This window comes from Actinophytocola sp., assembly GCF_050699935.1.
GTDB lineage: Bacteria > Actinomycetota > Actinomycetes > Mycobacteriales > Pseudonocardiaceae > Actinophytocola.
In genome coordinates, this window is the sequence record NZ_JBOHGB010000074.1 from 17,616 (window position 1) to 33,004 (window position 15,389).

13 protein-coding genes are annotated in these 15,389 nt (G+C 72.1%); 4 read left to right on the forward strand and 9 right to left on the reverse strand.

The window, feature by feature from the left end; genetic code table 11:
* Window positions 1–105 precede the first annotated feature (105 nt).
* Window positions 106–2,199 (forward strand): EAL domain-containing protein, encoded by a 2,094-nt coding sequence (locus ACRDTB_RS22650; RefSeq protein WP_431433300.1) that lies wholly within the window; start codon window positions 106–108, stop codon window positions 2,197–2,199.
* A 145-nt stretch (window positions 2,200–2,344) separates the two neighbouring features.
* Here ACRDTB_RS22650 and ACRDTB_RS22655 read toward each other — a convergent pair whose 3' ends face one another.
* Entirely contained in the window at window positions 2,345–3,379 is a 1,035-nt protein-coding gene (locus ACRDTB_RS22655) for a LuxR C-terminal-related transcriptional regulator (RefSeq protein WP_431433302.1), read from the reverse strand.
* A gap of 99 nt (window positions 3,380–3,478) precedes the next feature.
* On the opposite strand from ACRDTB_RS22655, the gene ACRDTB_RS22660 reads away from it, so the two are divergent.
* Both ACRDTB_RS22660 and ACRDTB_RS22665 read left to right on the forward strand, forming a co-directional pair.
* Window positions 3,479–4,102 (forward strand): C39 family peptidase, encoded by a 624-nt coding sequence (locus tag ACRDTB_RS22660; RefSeq protein WP_431433304.1) that lies wholly within the window; start codon window positions 3,479–3,481, stop codon window positions 4,100–4,102.
* Between the two features lie 78 nt (window positions 4,103–4,180).
* Complete coding sequence (locus tag ACRDTB_RS22665) at window positions 4,181–4,558, forward strand: VOC family protein (protein WP_431433305.1); 378 nt, start codon at window positions 4,181–4,183, stop codon at window positions 4,556–4,558.
* Here the strand turns inward: ACRDTB_RS22665 and ACRDTB_RS22670 are convergent.
* The 8 genes from ACRDTB_RS22670 to ACRDTB_RS22705 all read right to left on the reverse strand — a co-directional run bounded on the left by ACRDTB_RS22670 (window position 4,555) and on the right by ACRDTB_RS22705 (window position 14,933).
* Window positions 4,555–4,833 (reverse strand): hypothetical protein, encoded by a 279-nt coding sequence (locus ACRDTB_RS22670; protein ID WP_431433307.1) that lies wholly within the window; start codon window positions 4,831–4,833, stop codon window positions 4,555–4,557. The genes ACRDTB_RS22665 and ACRDTB_RS22670 overlap by 4 nt on opposite strands.
* A 226-nt stretch (window positions 4,834–5,059) precedes the next feature.
* Window positions 5,060–5,485 (reverse strand): nuclear transport factor 2 family protein, encoded by a 426-nt coding sequence (locus ACRDTB_RS22675; protein ID WP_431433309.1) that lies wholly within the window; start codon window positions 5,483–5,485, stop codon window positions 5,060–5,062.
* A gap of 29 nt (window positions 5,486–5,514) precedes the next feature.
* Window positions 5,515–7,899, reverse strand: a complete 2,385-nt coding sequence (locus tag ACRDTB_RS22680) for a beta-galactosidase (protein WP_431433311.1) — start codon at window positions 7,897–7,899, stop codon at window positions 5,515–5,517.
* A gap of 73 nt (window positions 7,900–7,972) precedes the next feature.
* A complete protein-coding gene (locus ACRDTB_RS22685) occupies window positions 7,973–8,308 on the reverse strand; it encodes a LysE family translocator (RefSeq protein ID WP_431433313.1) in 336 nt (111 codons plus the stop codon).
* Window positions 8,309–8,559: 251 nt separating this feature from the next.
* Entirely contained in the window at window positions 8,560–10,086 is a 1,527-nt protein-coding gene (locus tag ACRDTB_RS22690; RefSeq protein ID WP_431433314.1) for an alpha-amylase family glycosyl hydrolase, read from the reverse strand.
* 26 nt (window positions 10,087–10,112) lie between these two features.
* On the reverse strand, window positions 10,113–11,948 hold the full coding sequence (locus ACRDTB_RS22695; RefSeq protein WP_431433316.1) for a GH39 family glycosyl hydrolase: 1,836 nt from the start codon (window positions 11,946–11,948) through the stop codon (window positions 10,113–10,115).
* 286 nt (window positions 11,949–12,234) lie between these two features.
* Complete coding sequence (locus ACRDTB_RS22700) at window positions 12,235–13,278, reverse strand: LacI family DNA-binding transcriptional regulator (RefSeq protein WP_431433318.1); 1,044 nt, start codon at window positions 13,276–13,278, stop codon at window positions 12,235–12,237.
* Window positions 13,275–14,933 (reverse strand): ABC transporter ATP-binding protein, encoded by a 1,659-nt coding sequence (locus ACRDTB_RS22705; protein WP_431433319.1) that lies wholly within the window; start codon window positions 14,931–14,933, stop codon window positions 13,275–13,277. Before ACRDTB_RS22705 ends, ACRDTB_RS22700 begins: the two co-directional genes overlap by 4 nt.
* Between ACRDTB_RS22705 and ACRDTB_RS22710 the strand changes: the two genes are divergently transcribed.
* A partial coding sequence (locus ACRDTB_RS22710) for a Clp protease N-terminal domain-containing protein (protein WP_431433321.1) occupies window positions 14,934–15,389 on the forward strand: 456 nt, incomplete at its 3' end.

Sequence of the window (15,389 nt, forward strand, 5' to 3'; positions counted from 1 at the left end):
GTGCCCGTTTGGGCGCAGAGTGCCTTTGGATGTCGCTGGTAACGTCAACCGGCGGCGTCACCGGAGAGGGACGACTCGAAATGACTTGGCCAATGGATGGCTCCGGTGGATCGGTCTGACCTGGTAGATGAGTGGGCGGAAGCGCTGGCTCAGACCATCTACATAGCGCGGTCCCGGGACGAGATCGAGCGCGAGCTCATGATCGCGCTCGACGACCTCGTCCGTGCGTGGCGGGCCGTGCCGTTCACCGTGGAGCCCGCCGCCGAGGTCGCGCAGCGGTTGGTGGGACTGGGTTTGACGAGTCCCGAGTGCGTCGAGCAGTCGGTCGACGTGCTGGGCAGGCGGATGCCGGAGCTGTCCGGGCGGGCAGGTGTGGACGAGGCCGCGGACCGGCTCGTCCAGCTGCTCAGCGCGATGGCGCGCGGGTTCGGCGAGGCCATGCGCCGGCGGTTGTTCGACGAGCAGGAGGGCCTCACGCGCGCCCTCATCCACGCGCGGGAGAGCGCCGAGCGCGCGTTGCAGGCGAGTGAGGCACGGTTCGAGGAGATCTTCTCCTCGTCCTCGGTCGGCATGGCGATCACCGACCTGGGCGGTGCGCTGATCCGCACGAACCGGGCGCTCGCCGACCTCCTGGCCCACCGCCGCGGCCGGCTGAAGGCCGAGCGGCTGGAGGACATCTTCCACCCGGACGACGCCGAGTACCTGCGGCAGCGCTATCAGGTGCTGCTCGAGGAGGGCGCGCTGCCGTTCCGCGAGCGGCGCCGGCTGCTGCGCGCGGACGGCGAGGAGGCACTGGTCTTCCTGTCCGCCTCGGTGCTGCGCGACCACGACGGCACTCCGCGCTACTACGTGACCTCCGCGGAGGACGTGTCGGACAAACACTTCCTCGAGGGGCAGCTCCAGTTCCAGGCCACCCACGACGTCCTCACCGGGCTGGAGAACCGGCACCGCTTCCTGGGCCTGTTGGAGGAGTCGCTGCGCGGCAAGCAGCGGGTCGACGGGCTGACCGTGTTCCATGTGGACCTGGACGGTTTCCGGGCGATCAACAACGGCATGGGCCGTGATGTCGGCGACCGGCTCCTGCGGTCGGTCGCGACCAAGCTGCGCCAGGCGTTCGAGGGCGAGACCGCCACGATCGCCCGGTTCGACGGCGACGAGTTCGGCGTGCTGCTGGTGAACACGCTGAACACGCCCAGCATCTCCAGCATCGCCGCCCGCATCAACGACGAGCTCGCGGAGCCGGTCTACCTCGACGGCGAGGGCATCGCCGCGACGGCGACGATCGCCGTCGCACATTGCCCGCCGGCGGAGGCCATGCCGGTGGAGGTGTTGCGCGCCACCGACACCACGCTGCAGCGGCTCAAGTCGTCCGGCCGCCGGCAGTGGGGAATGGTCGACCTGGACGCGAACGAGCGCGACACGGCGAGGTTCGCGCTCGCCGCGTCACTGCCGGGCGCGTGGGAGAACGGCGAGATCGGGATCGAGTACCAGCCGCTGGTTTCGGTGCGGGACAAGGGTGTCGTCGCGCTGCAGGCGCTGCTGCACTGGGACCACGCCGTGCAGGGCGCGCTGGATCACGCGCGCTGCCAGGAGGTCCTCGCCGACACCGGGCTCGCGCTGCCGGTCGGCCGGTGGATGCTGAACCGGGCGTGCACGCAGGTGCGTTCGTGGGCCGAGCGGTGCGACGGCGAACTGCCGCAGCTGTACGTGGAGCTGTCCAAGGAGCTGGCGAGCGACCCGGACCTCGTCTCGACCGTCCGGGGCGTGCTCGCCGACGCGTCGCTCGAGCCGGACCAGCTGCGGCTGGGCATGCCGGTGCAGGCGCTGTGCATGACCGACGGCGTGGCCGAGGACAACCTCGACGTGCTGGTCGACATCGGCATCCCGGTCGTGCTCTACGAGTTCGGCACCACGCGCGGCGACCTCGCGTGCCTGGAGGACCTGCCGGTGCGCGCGGTGAAGATGTCGGGCGTCGCGGTCTCCCGGGTCGACCGCATGGGCGACGACGCGCTGTTCACCCGCGCCACCCGCCAACTCGTCACGCTCATCCGCGAGGCCGGCATCCCGGTGGTCGTGGGCGGTGTCGAGAGCGCGGCCCAGTTCGACTGGTGGCGCGAGGCGGGCGCCTCCCTCGCACAGGGCGACTTCACCGGCACCGCCGGCTCCCCGAAGGACGCCAAGAACCTGTTCGTCGCCTGACCGGTCCGCCTCTCCGGAATTTTATGCGGCGGTTGCGTTCCGGCGAACGGTGCGGACAGTAGGTTGATGGTGGCTGGGTGGCGTCACGGTCCCCTGAGGTTCCGGTGGTTGGTCCAAGACTTCCCATGGAGTCTCTCAGCATTCCCTAGAGCCAGCCGCGGTGTGCGGCCTGGACGCCGGCCTGGAACCGGGTCGTCGCGCCGAGTCGGTCGAGGAGGCCGGCGATCCGACGTACCACCGTCCGCCGGGACAGCTGCAGCCGGCGGGCGATCGCGTCGTCAGTCACCCCCGCCGCCATCAACGTGAGGATCTTTCTGTCCTGTTCGGACAGTGGGGCACGGTCGCCGGAGACCGGCACGCCCAGTGTCCACAGTGTCTCGAAGACCCCGGCGAACGCGTTCAGCAGCCCGCCCGCGGGCACGACCAGCGACTCGCTGACGCCGAGCCGGTCCGGCTCGGGTACCAGCAGCGCGGTGTGGTCGTCGCCGATCATCAGCTTCACCGGCAGGTCGGCGAGTACCCGGGCGTCCTCGCCCTGCTCGACCATCCGGGTCATGCCGGCGAACAGGTCCGGGTCGTCGTACACGGCCTGGTGGTACACGGTCCGGTAGCGAAGGCCGGCCGCCATGCGCCGGGTCTGCAGGTCCTCCTGCGCCGCGAAGTCGTGCGGCCGGCTGTGGTACGGCGGGCGGTCCAGCCAGCGGATGTGCTCGGTGGACCGCTCCTGGAGCTGGCGGGTGAGCGCGAGCAGGTCCAGCGGATGCTCGATCACCTCCACGCAGGGCGGGCCGTGCGCGTCGCGCCTGGCCAGCTGGTACAGGCGGTCGAGCTCGGCGCCGGCGCGCCACAGGCCGGCCCGGCGCTCCTCCTCCAGGCGCAGCACCGCGAACATCACCCGGTGCGGCGGCCGCGCCTCCCACACCTGCGCGTCGTCGTGTCCCTCGTCGCTGACCAGCAGCACGGCGTCCGCGGCGGCGAGATCCGTCAGCGCTGCGTCGACGGCGGTCACGGGCAGGCCGGTGTGCCGCGCGAGCTGCTCGGGCCGGCAGCGGCCGCGGCTCGTGAGCGTCCGGTAGACCCGGCCCTGGTCGCTGTCCGGGTCGAGGGCGTCCAGCACCGGCGAAGCGTAGGAACCGGAGTAGGACCGGGGCAACGCGCCGTTCGTCGGGTCCTGGCGCATGTGCGCTATGGCGCAGGTGAGCCAGTGGCTCCCTCTGGTGCCGCCGACCGGATACGGCGACAGTTTGGTGAGAGATCACCACGACCTCGGGGAGTTCCGTTGCGTCTACTCGCTGTGCCACTCGCCGCCGCCGTCGCCGCCACCACGATGGTGCTGGTGCCCGCCGCCACCGCCGAGCCGCTGCCCGCGCCGGCCGTGGCCAACGCACACCCTGCCGCCGACCACATCCTGGAGGTCGACTACCAGGTCCAGGAGACCGGGTACTGGTGCGGCCCGGCCGCCACCCGGATCGCGCTGTCCGCCCGCGGCGTCTACCGCAGCCAGACCGACCTCGCCGCGGAGCTGGGCACGCACACCGGCGGCACCGACTGGATCGGCCAGGTCACCGGCGTGCTCGGCGGGTACGTCGGCTGGTACGAGACGAGGGAGATGCCCAACGACCCGCCCACACAGGAGCAGAAGGACCTGCTCTGGTCGGACATCGTGCGCGACGTCGACAGCGGGTACGCGATCGTCGCGAACATCGTCGCCCCGCCCGGCAACCAGCCGCCCGGCTACCCGCCCGACCAGACGATCTACCACTACTTCACGGTGATCGGCTACAACGACGTCGACCGCACCGTGCTCATCGCCGACCCCGCGTCGTTCAGCGGCAACCAGATCTACTGGCTGACCTTCGACCAGCTGGCCTCGCTCATCCCGCCGAAGGGTTACAGCGCCTGACGCCGCCGAGCTCGTGTCCCCGGCGCCGGCGGGGCGACCACCCGATGTGGGCGGCCGCCCGTGCGGGATGCTCGGAGCATGGAGTTCCTGAGTAGCCGCGTCATCCTGCGGCCGCGTGATCCGGACCGGTCGCTGGCCTTCTACCGTGACACGCTCGGGCTGGCCGTGTACCGGGAGTTCCCCGGCGGCACGGTGTTCTTCACCGGCAACGGCCTGCTCGAGGTGTCCGGGCACGGGAGCGGCGGGCCGGGGGAGGGCGTCGTGCTGTGGCTGCAGGTGCGCGACCTCGCCGCGACGACCCGTGACCTGGAGACGCGAAATGTGCCGATCATGCGCGAGGCCCGTAAGGAACCGTGGGGTCTGCTCGAAATGTGGATCGAGGATCCGGACGGATTACGGATAGTGCTCGTGGAAATACCCTCGGAACACCCGCTCCGAAAAGACCAGCGGAATTAGGCGGCGGCGGGGGCCGGCGCGAGAGCGGCCTCGCCGGCGGCCGTCACCTGGGCCGGCACCAGCTCGCCGACCGCACCGCGCGTCGCGGGCTCGATCAGCCCGTCGTGCGCGAGCAGGTGCGCCGTGTACTGGTCGCAGCAGGGAACGTTGTCGATGAACAGGTCCGGCTCGCTGCTGCAGGTGATCTGCGCGCGCCCGGCGACTACCGCGCGGAGCATCGAGGTGGCTCGGTGGTTCAGACCTTCGGGCAGTTGCGCGGTGCGGGCGGTGGACATGGTTGTGGTTTCCTCGTGCCTGTTTCAGATCCCGTTGCGAGTCCGTTGTAGCACTCGCCACTGACAATTCGTTGGATGCTCGCTGAGCCCCTGGGGTTTCATCGAAATTCTTAACAGAGCGTTACTGGTAACGAGCACCCGGGGTCGCGCCAGATACGCTCGACCGCCGAATGCACCAGTGATTTACTCCGAATGGATGGATCACCTCCCGAGGGTTCCGGCCGGGTCAGCGGTCGAGCTTCGCGCGTAGCCAGACCGGCCAGCCGCGGGGGCGGCGGGCGAGCGAGCCGAGCAGCCGCAGTCCGTCGAAGTTGGCCGTGCGGGAGGCGATCAGGCCCTCCCGCAGGACGATCTTGTCCACCGTGACCCACTCGATCGGCTGGCGGCCGAACGTGCCGTGCAGGCGCATTTCGACGAACACCGTGTGCTCGTCGGCCGGCGCCCAGCTCACCAGCTCGCCGCGTAGGTCCGGAATCGTGGAGAGCAGCTCGTCCAACACGTTCGCGAGCCTGTCGTGCCCGTGCGCGGTCGCGGCGAGCGGCTGGGTGAGCGTCGCGTCCGGGTGCGTGAGCGCGACGAGCGCGTCGACGGTCGGCTCGGCCCACGCCTCGGCGAAGCGGCGCACGAAGGCCGCCGTGTCGGTCTGGAACATGGCGATCACGCTAACCGAACCGGCGGTACTCATCGGCTGCGGGACCCGGGGCGCGCCCTGGTCACGGTGAACTCGCCGGGGCTGCGTGCCGCGACCACGGTCAGCCCGTCCCGGCGGCGGACCTCGGTCATCGGGTCCCCGCAGGTGAGGTCGCCGCGCAGGGCCACGATCGCGTCCGGCGTGAGCGCGCGGAAGGTGACCGCGCCGTCCTCGACGCCGACCGCCTCCGCCGTCGCGTGGACCACGTCCAGCCCGCCGAGCGACAGGTCGAGCGGCAGCATCAGCGCGCGCCGGCCCGGCAGCCGCAGTGTCTGTCCACCCAGCAGTGGCCGGCCGTGCTCGGAGATCGTCAGCCCCTGCTCGTAGCCGGAGGTGTTGAGCGCGTGCATGATCCGGCCGCCCGCGTCGTCCGTGCTGGTCAGCAGCACCACTCCGGGGACGGGTGCGGTGTGCGACAGCGCGGGCGTCGCGCCGAGCCCGGCGAACGCGGCCCGCCACAGGCCGAGGTCGCACTCGTAGTCCGTGCTCAGCACGACCGCGTTGCCGGCACCGACCTGGATGTCGAACCCGCAGCCGTGCCCGGTGGACAGCTCGCGCAGCACGACGTCGCCGGCGGCCGGCTCGTACAGCTCGGCGAAGCCGGTGCGGGTCTCCGGTCGGGGCGCGGCCCAGCCGTGCGCGGTGACCGACGGGAAGAACCTCGCCGAGGCGCGAACCGTCCCGAGTGGACTCAGACCGAGCGCGTCCCGCAGCACGGTGCACGGCTCACCCGTCATGTCCAGTGCCGGGACCCGCCCGGCCAGCAGCAGCCGGCCGCCGCCGCGCAGGTACTCGACCACGGTGGCCTGCACGGCGGCCGGCAGGTGCGTGGTGCCGGCGAGTGCCAGCACCGGCACCGACGGCACGCCCGCCTGCAGGTTCACCGCGCCGAACCGGAAGCCGCCGAGCAGCATCGCGCGCGCCAGGATCCCGCGCGGGCCGGCGCCGCGGGTGCCCACCACGTCGTCGAGCACCCGCTGGACCGACTCGGAGCCCGGGTAGTGGTACTCGGTCAGGTAGAGGTCCGGCACGAAGCCGACCGCGACCTCGTCGTGCTCCTCGCGCATGGCCGCCAGCCGCGGCGCCAGCGCCCGGGCCGCCCGCAGCACGCGCGTCGTCGGCTCGTAGACGGGGTTGAGCCGGCCCTCCGGGTCCACCGGCGCGGCGAACCCGTGCCGCTCGCCGGTGAACGCGATCCGGTCGTTGCCGTCGCCGGCGGGGACGTCGAGCGGCGGGTTCACGCCACCGGTGAACAGGTAGTAGTTGAGCAGCTTGTTGCCCTGCGCCAGGCACATCCGCGTCTTGAGGTCCACGGCGGACGGGTCGTGCTGGCGGGACAGGTCGCAGCCGTAGTCGCCGGTGCCCGCCTCGAACTCCATCGACGCGAGTGGCTGGTCGGCGTCGTGCACGGCCTCGCAGAACGCGTTCACCAGGTACAGGTCGGCGGCGTTGGTGACGGTCAGCTCGCCGAGGTAGAGGTCGGTGCCGGACATCATCCCGGGCGCGCCGGCGTAGCTCTCCATCAGCTGGCTGATGCCGATCGGGAACGTCTCGGCCCGGCCGCCCTCGGTGCCGTGGACGTTCACGACGAACGGCACCCCGGTGATGCCGGACTCCTCGGCGTAGGCACGCAGCTCGGTGAGGTAGCGGGCGAAGCGGTGGCGCATGAACGTGCCGAGGTCGCGCATCAGCGCGGCGGCGTGCTCGTCCTTCACCGAACGCGTCACCGGTCCGGCGTAGCGGCCGGCGAGGCCGTGCTCGCCGAGCCAGGAGTTGAAGTCCGCGAGCAGGCCGTCGGTGAGGTCCGGGCTGTTGTGCAGCCACGCGAGCATGCCGACCTCGTTGTCCAGCTGCACGGCGATCACCGGCCCGCCGTTGCCGCGCAGCCGCGCCGCGATCACCGGCAGCACCTGTCGGTACCAGGACCGGGCCTCGGCCAGGAAGGCCGGCGCGAGGTAGTCGACCGTCCTCGTGGGCGCCGGCGCACCGTCCCAGCCGGACGGGACGACCTCCGGGTGCTCGGTGTAGAGCCGGAACGGCAGGCCCTCGTTCTTGAGCTCGGCCATCACGAACGGGCCGGGCCGGGCGATCACGTAGAAGTCGTTGGCATGGCACAGGTCCAGGAACGCGCCGAGATCCCGTTCCGGCCGGGTACGACCGTCCACATCGACCGTTGCGTCCGGAAGCTCGTGCCACAGCCACGGGATGTAGGTAGCGATCGTGTTCAGCCCGGCCCGCTTCGCCTTGTCCAGCCGGTCCTGCCACTCCTCGCGCCGCAGCCGGAAGTAGTGGACCTCGCCGGAGAGCAGCAGCCGCGCGCGGCCGTCGACGACGATCCGCTTCCGCTCGTAGTGCACGGTACCGGCCAACCTCACCGCCCTCATCCGCGGATGGATGCGCTTACATCCCGCACGGTACTTGCCGACGCTTCGCGGGACAAGGTGTCGCTCAGGCCGTCGCCGGCGTGGACCGGTCGGTGGCGAGCTTGACCGCGAGCGCCCCGAGCACGCCGCCCATGAGGTAGCGCTGGACGCTCAGCCACAGAGGGCGGGCGCGCAGGAAGCGGGCGATGAAGCCGGCGCCGAGCACGATGAGCGCGTTGACGATCAGTGCCACCGTGATCTGGATGATGCCGAGGGCGAGGCTCTGCGCGGCGACGTTCCCGCGGGTGTGGTCGATGAACTGCGGGAGCAGCGCGATGTAGAGGACCGCGATCTTCGGGTTGAGCAGGTTGGTGACGAGCCCCATGACGAACAGCTTCGTCGTCCGGTCCCCGCCGCACACGAGGCACGCAACACCACCTGCCCCACCGAACCTCATCCCAGACCCGCACCCGCACAGCCCGCAGCAACGGCAACCAACCCACCACAACACCACCTCACCAGAAGGGTGCTGCAACGACCGCGTCAATCCACCGACCCCTCGCGGGTTGTCCACAACGTGTCCGGCTGTCACAGATCCGCGGGCGCGCGCCGATCTTGTCGGTGCCCGCCGGTAGCGGGGATGCCGGGGCCGGAGGCCGCCGGGCGTGCCGGTCAGCCCGTCCGGTAGATCGCGTAGCTGAAGCTGTCCATGCGCAGGCCCCCCTGCCCGTGGCTCGCCCCGCTGCCCAGCACCAGCTCCCCGGGTGCCGCGATGTCCGCGGTCGTCGGCGTGAGGGACGGGTTCACCGCCACCGTGAACTCGCTGCGGCGGTAGACGAACGGGTAGCCGGGGTTGAGGATCTCCACGTCCCCGGTCGGGCCCAGGGACGGGTTCGCCTTGCGTAGGGCGATCAGGTCGTGCACGAGGTTAAGCAGCGAGTCCGGGTCGGCCTGGGAGTCCGCCACGTTCGGGCGCTCCGGCGACGGGTGCGGCGGCAGGTAGGTGACCTCCGGGTCGTTCGCGTCCCACTGCATCGGGGTCCGCGAGCCGGCGCGGTTGTACCCGGCCCGCGGCGGTCCCAGCGTGCTGCCCTCCAGGTCGGGCAGGCCGGGCAGGTACTGCATGCCGATCTCGTCGCCGTAGTAGATCGCCGGCAGGGTGGGCCAGGTCAGGACGAACACGAACGCCGCCCGGGCCTGGTCCGCGGTGCGCGCGCCGGCCACCAGGCGCGGGAAGTCATGGTTCGACGTCGGCAGGATGATGTGTCCCTGGCCGATCACGCTCGTCGCGGTGGCCCACTCGGCGAGGAACTCGGTGATCGTGCCCGCGCCGGCCGCGTCGAAGTAGCACGGGCGCGGGCGCCAGGTGTCGTCGTACACCGCGCCGTTGTGCCACAGCGAGCGGAACGCCTGGCTCGAACCGAAGTGCAGGAAGAAGTCGGCGTGGAAGCCCGCCGGCACCGCCACCTGCGGCTGCGCCCACTCGCTCAGCAGGACCGCGTCCGGGTGTGCGGTGTCGATCCACGCCCGCATCTCCCGCCACAGCCTCGCCGTCTCCGCCTTGCCGGGATCGTCCTTGACCAGCGACGACGCCATGTCCACGCGGAAGCCCGAGACGCCGAGCCGCAGCCAGTGATCCATGATGTCGCGCAACGCCTGGCGGTTCTGCCGCGGGCCGTCGGCGTCGACGGGCTGGCGCCACGGCTCGTCGGGGTCGGTCCGCGCGTAGCCGAAGTTCAGCGCCGGCTGTACGGGGAAGAAGTTCGGCAGGTAGAACCCCGGCCGCGAGCCCGGCGACGGCTGGAAGCCCGGCGCCTGCCGGTCCGACCAGATGTAGCGGTGGTCCGACGGGTCGCTCGCCGAGTGCGTGAACCACGGGTGCTGGTCGGAGGTGTGCCCGGCGACCAGGTCGAGCAGGATCCGGATGCCGCGCCGGCCGGCCGCGTCGACCAGCTTCGCCAGGTCGTCGCGGGTGCCGTAGCGCGGGTCGATCGTCAAGTAGTCGGCCACGTCGTAGCCGGCGTCACGCATGGGCGAGACGAAGCACGGATTGAGCCACACCGTGTTCACGCCGAGCCACGCCAGGTAGTCCAGTTTGGACTCGACGCCGTTCAGGTCACCGATGCCGTCGCCGTCGCTGTCCGCGAAGCTCTGCGGGTAGATCTGGTACAGGACGGCATCCGCCAACCAACCGGCCATGAACGCTCCTCGTCGTCAGTCGTTCATCACCGCCGGGTCAGACGCAGGGACCGGATGCCCGGCATCGGGACCTCGACGGTGACCGACGCGGTACTGTCCGCGCCGACCTCCACGTCCGCAAGGTACTCGATCGGCAGTGTGTCGGCGGCACGCAGCGAGTCCCACTGCTCCGGGGTCGGCCAGTCACCGTCGCCGAGCGCGGTCCAGGTCCGCGCGACGTTCGCGTGCTCGGCGTCCACCCGTGCGGACGCCACGGAGTACGCGCCCGGCTCGAGCCCGGCGACCTCGACCGACACCGTCCGGTCCAGGATCGCCGAACCGTCTATCTTGGACTGATCGAGCGTGCCGTTCCACACCAGCACGTCGACCGTCGACGGCGTCCTCGTGGCCAGCGCCTCGACCATCGCCTCGGCGCCGTCACCGGTCGCGGTCGCCGGGACGCGCCCGCCGGCCAGCGCCGACAGCATCGCGAGCGCCCAGAACCTCGGCTTGCGCAGGTTGCCCACGGTCAGCAGGCCGAACCCGCCGTGCAGCAGCCGCGGCGGCCAGCCCAGCTCCTCGAACTGGTCGGAGGCCACCCAGTAGGCCAGGCAGTCGGTCGTGGCGAGCGCGCTCTTCATGCCGTGCAACACGAACGGCGCGGCGAACACCGTGTCGTTGACCCGGTGGAAGTGCGTCGGCGTGACACCCCACTCGGTCCACAGGATCTCCGGTTCCGCCTTCCCGGTGGCCCTGGCGAACGAGCGGGTCAGCGGGCGCATGTCCAGCGGCGCGTTGCCGTACGTGTGCGTGGAGACGAAGTCGATCGGCACGTCGTTCGCGCGGCAGTACTCGAGCAGCGCGCCCACCCAGCCGGCCGCCGCCGAGGACGGCCCGCCGACCGGGATCCGCTCGTCGACGCTCTTCACCGCGCGCGCCGCGACCTCGTAGAGCCTGTGGTAGTCCTCCTGCGTGCCGTTCCAGAAGACCTCGAGGTTGGCCTCGTTCCAGACCTCGAACTCCCACGTGGCCACCTCGTCGGCGCCGTAGCGCTCGCACAGGTGCTCGGTCAGCGCGCGCACGAGGTCGCCCCAGCGCGCCCAGTCCTGCGGCACGGACACCGTGGCCCGGTACTCGAAGACCGTGTACGCGGGGTCCATGCACAGCGCGGCGGGCATGAACGACAGCTCGACCACCGGCTTGAGCCCGGTCTCCAGGAACCGGTCGTACACCTCGTCGAGGCCGGTGAAGTCGAACGAGCCGTCCTCGCGCAGGGTGACGGTCTCGGGCAGGAACGTGCCGTGCGCGCGGACGGTCCGCACGCCGACCTCGTCGCGCATGATCCGCAGGGCCTCGGCGTACTCGGCCGCCACGTCCGAGCCGCCCGGGCCGGGCTGGTCCCAGACGAGCAGCGAGAGGTGCTCGGCGCCGATCATCCGGCGCCACACGTCGGGCAGCGGGGCCGGCGCCGTGGTCGCGTCCACGGACACGACCACCCGCGCCGGCGCCGGTCCCGCGGGTTCGGGGGTGGCCGACGCGGTCGCGGACAGCGTGCCCGCGCCGCCGTCGCGCCACGTGGCCACCCGGTAGTGGTAGGTCGCTCCCGGCTCGACGAGCGTGTCGGCGTAGGGCGGGTGGGGTACCGCGAGCACGTCGCCGCCGAGGTGGTCGAGCGGCTCGAACGGCCCGCCGGCCGAGGTGGCGCGGTGGACCAGGTAGCCGAGGGCGCCGTCCACGGGCTGCCAGTCCAGCCGGACCAGCCCGATGCCCGCCTCGGCGACGAGCGCATCCGGAGGAGGGAGCTCGCTGGTGCCGGCGAGCCGCTCGTCGCTGGGCAGGCCGATGCGCTGCTCCCAGTCGTCGCGCGCACTGGTCTCGGTCACTGCGTTCCCCTTTGCCCGGCCTTGGTGTAAGCGCATACACTAAGCGTCGCCCAAACGTCATCGCAAGAGACTTTCGACCCACCCCACCCCCGCGAGTCCCCCGCTCCGGACCGCGAGTCCAACGCTCCGGTACCGCGAGTCCAACGCTCGGGTGTCGCGTGTCCAACATTCGTGCGGCCGCGAACGTTGGACACGGCGGTCTCGAGTGTTGGACTCGCGGGTCCCGAGTGTTGGACTCGCGCGCGGGAGTGGGGGCTCGCGCGCGGGAGTGGGGGCTCGCGGCGGGTTAGGGGCAGCCGCAGCTGGTGCGGTGGGTTTGGGTTACCGGGAGCACGATCGAGCGGGGCTCGCGGTCCGGGTCGCGCAGCCGCTCCACCAGCAGCTCCACCGCGGTGTCGCCCAGGCGGCGCATCGGCTGGCTGACCGTGGTCAGGCTGGGCCGTACCACGCGGCCGAGTGGGATGCCGTCGAACCCGACCACCGCCATGTCCCGCGGCACCCGGATGTTCCGCCGCTCCAAGGTCTGCAGCGCGCCGACGGCCATCTGGTCGTTCGCGCACACCAGCGCCTCGGGCGGCGGGCCGACGTCCAGCAGCCGCGCGGTCGCGGCCCGGCCGTCGGCCTGGGTGAAGTTGCCCCTGATGGCCGGCTCGCCGGGCACCGGCAGGCCGGCCTCGGCGAGCGCACGCTGGAAGCCGCGGAACCGGTCCGAAGCGTCCGGCGAGTCGTGCCCGCCGCCCATGAACGCGAGCCGGGTCAGCCCGTGGTCGGCGATCAGGTGCCGGGTCAGCTCGTACTCGCCGTCGTCGTTCGCGACCTGGAGGTGGTCGAGCTGGTCGATCTCCCGCGGCCCGGCGATCATCACGATCGGCAGCCGGCCGGAGATCATCTCCAGGTCCTCGGTCGGCACCGTCTGGGCCAGCACCGCGAACCCGTCCACGCGCCCCGCGACCTTGGCCACCAGGCTCTCCGGACCACCGACGAGCGAGGCCGCGATCAGCAGCGCGTACCCGTGTCGCCGGGCGGCGCGCTCCATGCCGCGGGTGATCTCGTCGGCGTAGAGCATGTGGTCGGGATCGTCGGCGTCGTTGTCCGGATTGTCGACCTCGGGGTCGGCGTAGTCGGGAAAGCACAGGCCGAGCACGCCGGTCGTGCGGCTGGCGAGGCCGCGTGCGTTGCCGCTCGGGACGTAGCCGAGCTCGCGTGCCACCGCCAGCACCCGCTCACGTGTCTGCGAGCGCACCGTGTCCGGGTTGCGGTAGACGCGGGACACGGTGGCGATGGAGACTTTCGCGCGCTCGGCGACGTCATAGACTGTGGGGGCACTCACCCGGCAACCGTCCCTCGTGAAAGCGCGATCAACGGACCAAACGCTACCCGGCGTGTTGGGCAGCAGGCACGAGTTAACTCCCTGTGCCCGCTCCGGTCCAGCTTCGCGTACCGACTGCCGGCCCGTACCAGGTCGTCGTGCGCGCCCGTCTCCACGACTCGGCCGCCGTCGAGCACGAGCACCCGGTCGGCCAGCTCGGCCTGCGTCAGCCGGTGCGCGACGACCAGCGTCGTGCGTCCGGCGGTGGCGGCGAGCGCGGACCGCTCGAGCATGCGGGCACCCGCACTGCCGGCCTCCGCCGTGGCCTCGTCCAGGATCGCGACGTCCGGGTCGGCGAGCACGAGCCGGGCGAGTGCCACCTGCTGGGCCTGCGCCGCGGTGAGCCGGTGCGCGCTCTCGCCGACGACCGTGTCCAGCCCGGCCGGCAGCGCGCGCACCCAGCCCATCGTCCCGACGAGCGCCAACGCGTCCCGCACGTCCGCGACGGACGCGTCCGGCCGGGCCAGCCGCAGGTCGGCGACGAGCGGGCCGGAGAACACGTGCACCTCCTGGCTCAGCATCGCGATGCGCCGCCGGTCCAGCTCGCCGACCGGGACGCCGCCGAGCCGGACCGCGCCGGCCACCGGCTCCAGCAGGCCGGCCGCGATCGCCGCGAGCGTGGTCTTCCCCGCCCCGGTCTGGCCGACCACCGCGAGCCGCTCGCCCCGCTCGATCCGCACCGACACGTCGGAGAGCACCGGCGGGCCGTCGTCGTACCTGTGCCGGATCCCGGCCAGCTCGAGCGCGAAGCCGGCGGGCTCGGCGACCCGCGCCGCCGCTCGGGCGGGCCGTTCGAGCGACGCGACGCCGGCCAGCCGGGCGAGGCTCGCGCCGGCCGCCTGGATCTCGTCGAACTCGATGATCACCGCGCCGATCGGGTTGAACAGCCGGTGGAAGTACAGCGCCGCTGCGGTGGTCGCGCCGACCGTGACAAGGTCCGCGCGGACGAGCACGAAGCCGGTCACGAGGATCGCCGAGAGCCCGACGAGCTCGGCCCGGTTCATCCGCCCGACGAGCCGGGTGAACAGGCGGAACACGCCGATCGAGAGCTCCATCGCGGCGCGCGAGCGGTCGTTGATGCCGGCGGTGTGCGCGGCCTCGAGCCGGTAGGCCCGCACGGTCGCACGGCTCTGCAGCGAACTCACCATGGTCTGTGCGCGCTCGCCGATCGCGACCCGCTCGCGGGCGTAGAACGGGCCGGACCGCGGCAGGTACCAGCGGACCGCGAGCACGTACATCGGCGCGGCGACCAGACCCGCGAGGCCCAGCCGCCAGTCGAGGGCGAACATGCCGGCGCCGGTCAGCAGGATCGTGAGCAGCGCCGAGGCGAGCGCCGGGCCGGTGGACACGAGCGCGGTGGTGACGACCGAGACGTCGTCGCCGACCCGGGAGCGCAGGTCGCCGGCGCCGACCTTGTCGAGCGTGGCGGCCCGCAGGTGCAGGGCGCGGTCGACGACGCGCTCGCGCAGCCCGGCCAGGACGGTCTCGCCGAGCCGGGCGAGCAGGGCCGCGGACACCCCGGTGAGCACCCCGGCCACGGCGGCCGCCGTCGCGATGACGCCCGCCGCCCAGAGCACGCTGGTTCGTGCGGCCCCCGCGGCGATGTCGTCGATCATGTGCCCGAGCACCCACGGCGCGACGAGCCCGCCCGCGCTGGCCCCGACGGACGTGACCGCGGTGGCGAGCCCGAGCCGGCGCAGCTGCAGGTGCTGCGATCCATCGAGGTCGAGCCGGCGACGGTGCTCCGCGACCTCGCCCGGGTCGAGTCCGTGGATGAGGACTCCGGCCCGGCGCGGCGGCTGAGTCGCACGGCCGCGAACGCGCTCGAGCTGACCGTCACCGAGGCGCTCTCGCTGGGGCACAACTACATCGGCTGCGAGCACCTGCTGCTCGGCCTGCTCGCCGAGCCGGACGGCGCCGGCGGCGAGGTGCTGCGCGGCCTGGGCGTCGAGCTGCGCGCGGCCCGGCGCACGGTCGCCGCCATGCTCGCCGGCTACCAGCAGGCCAAGCAGGCGGGTGCGGGTCCCGTCGCCGACCTCGTGTCCGACACGGTCGGCAAGGCGCTGGGGCCG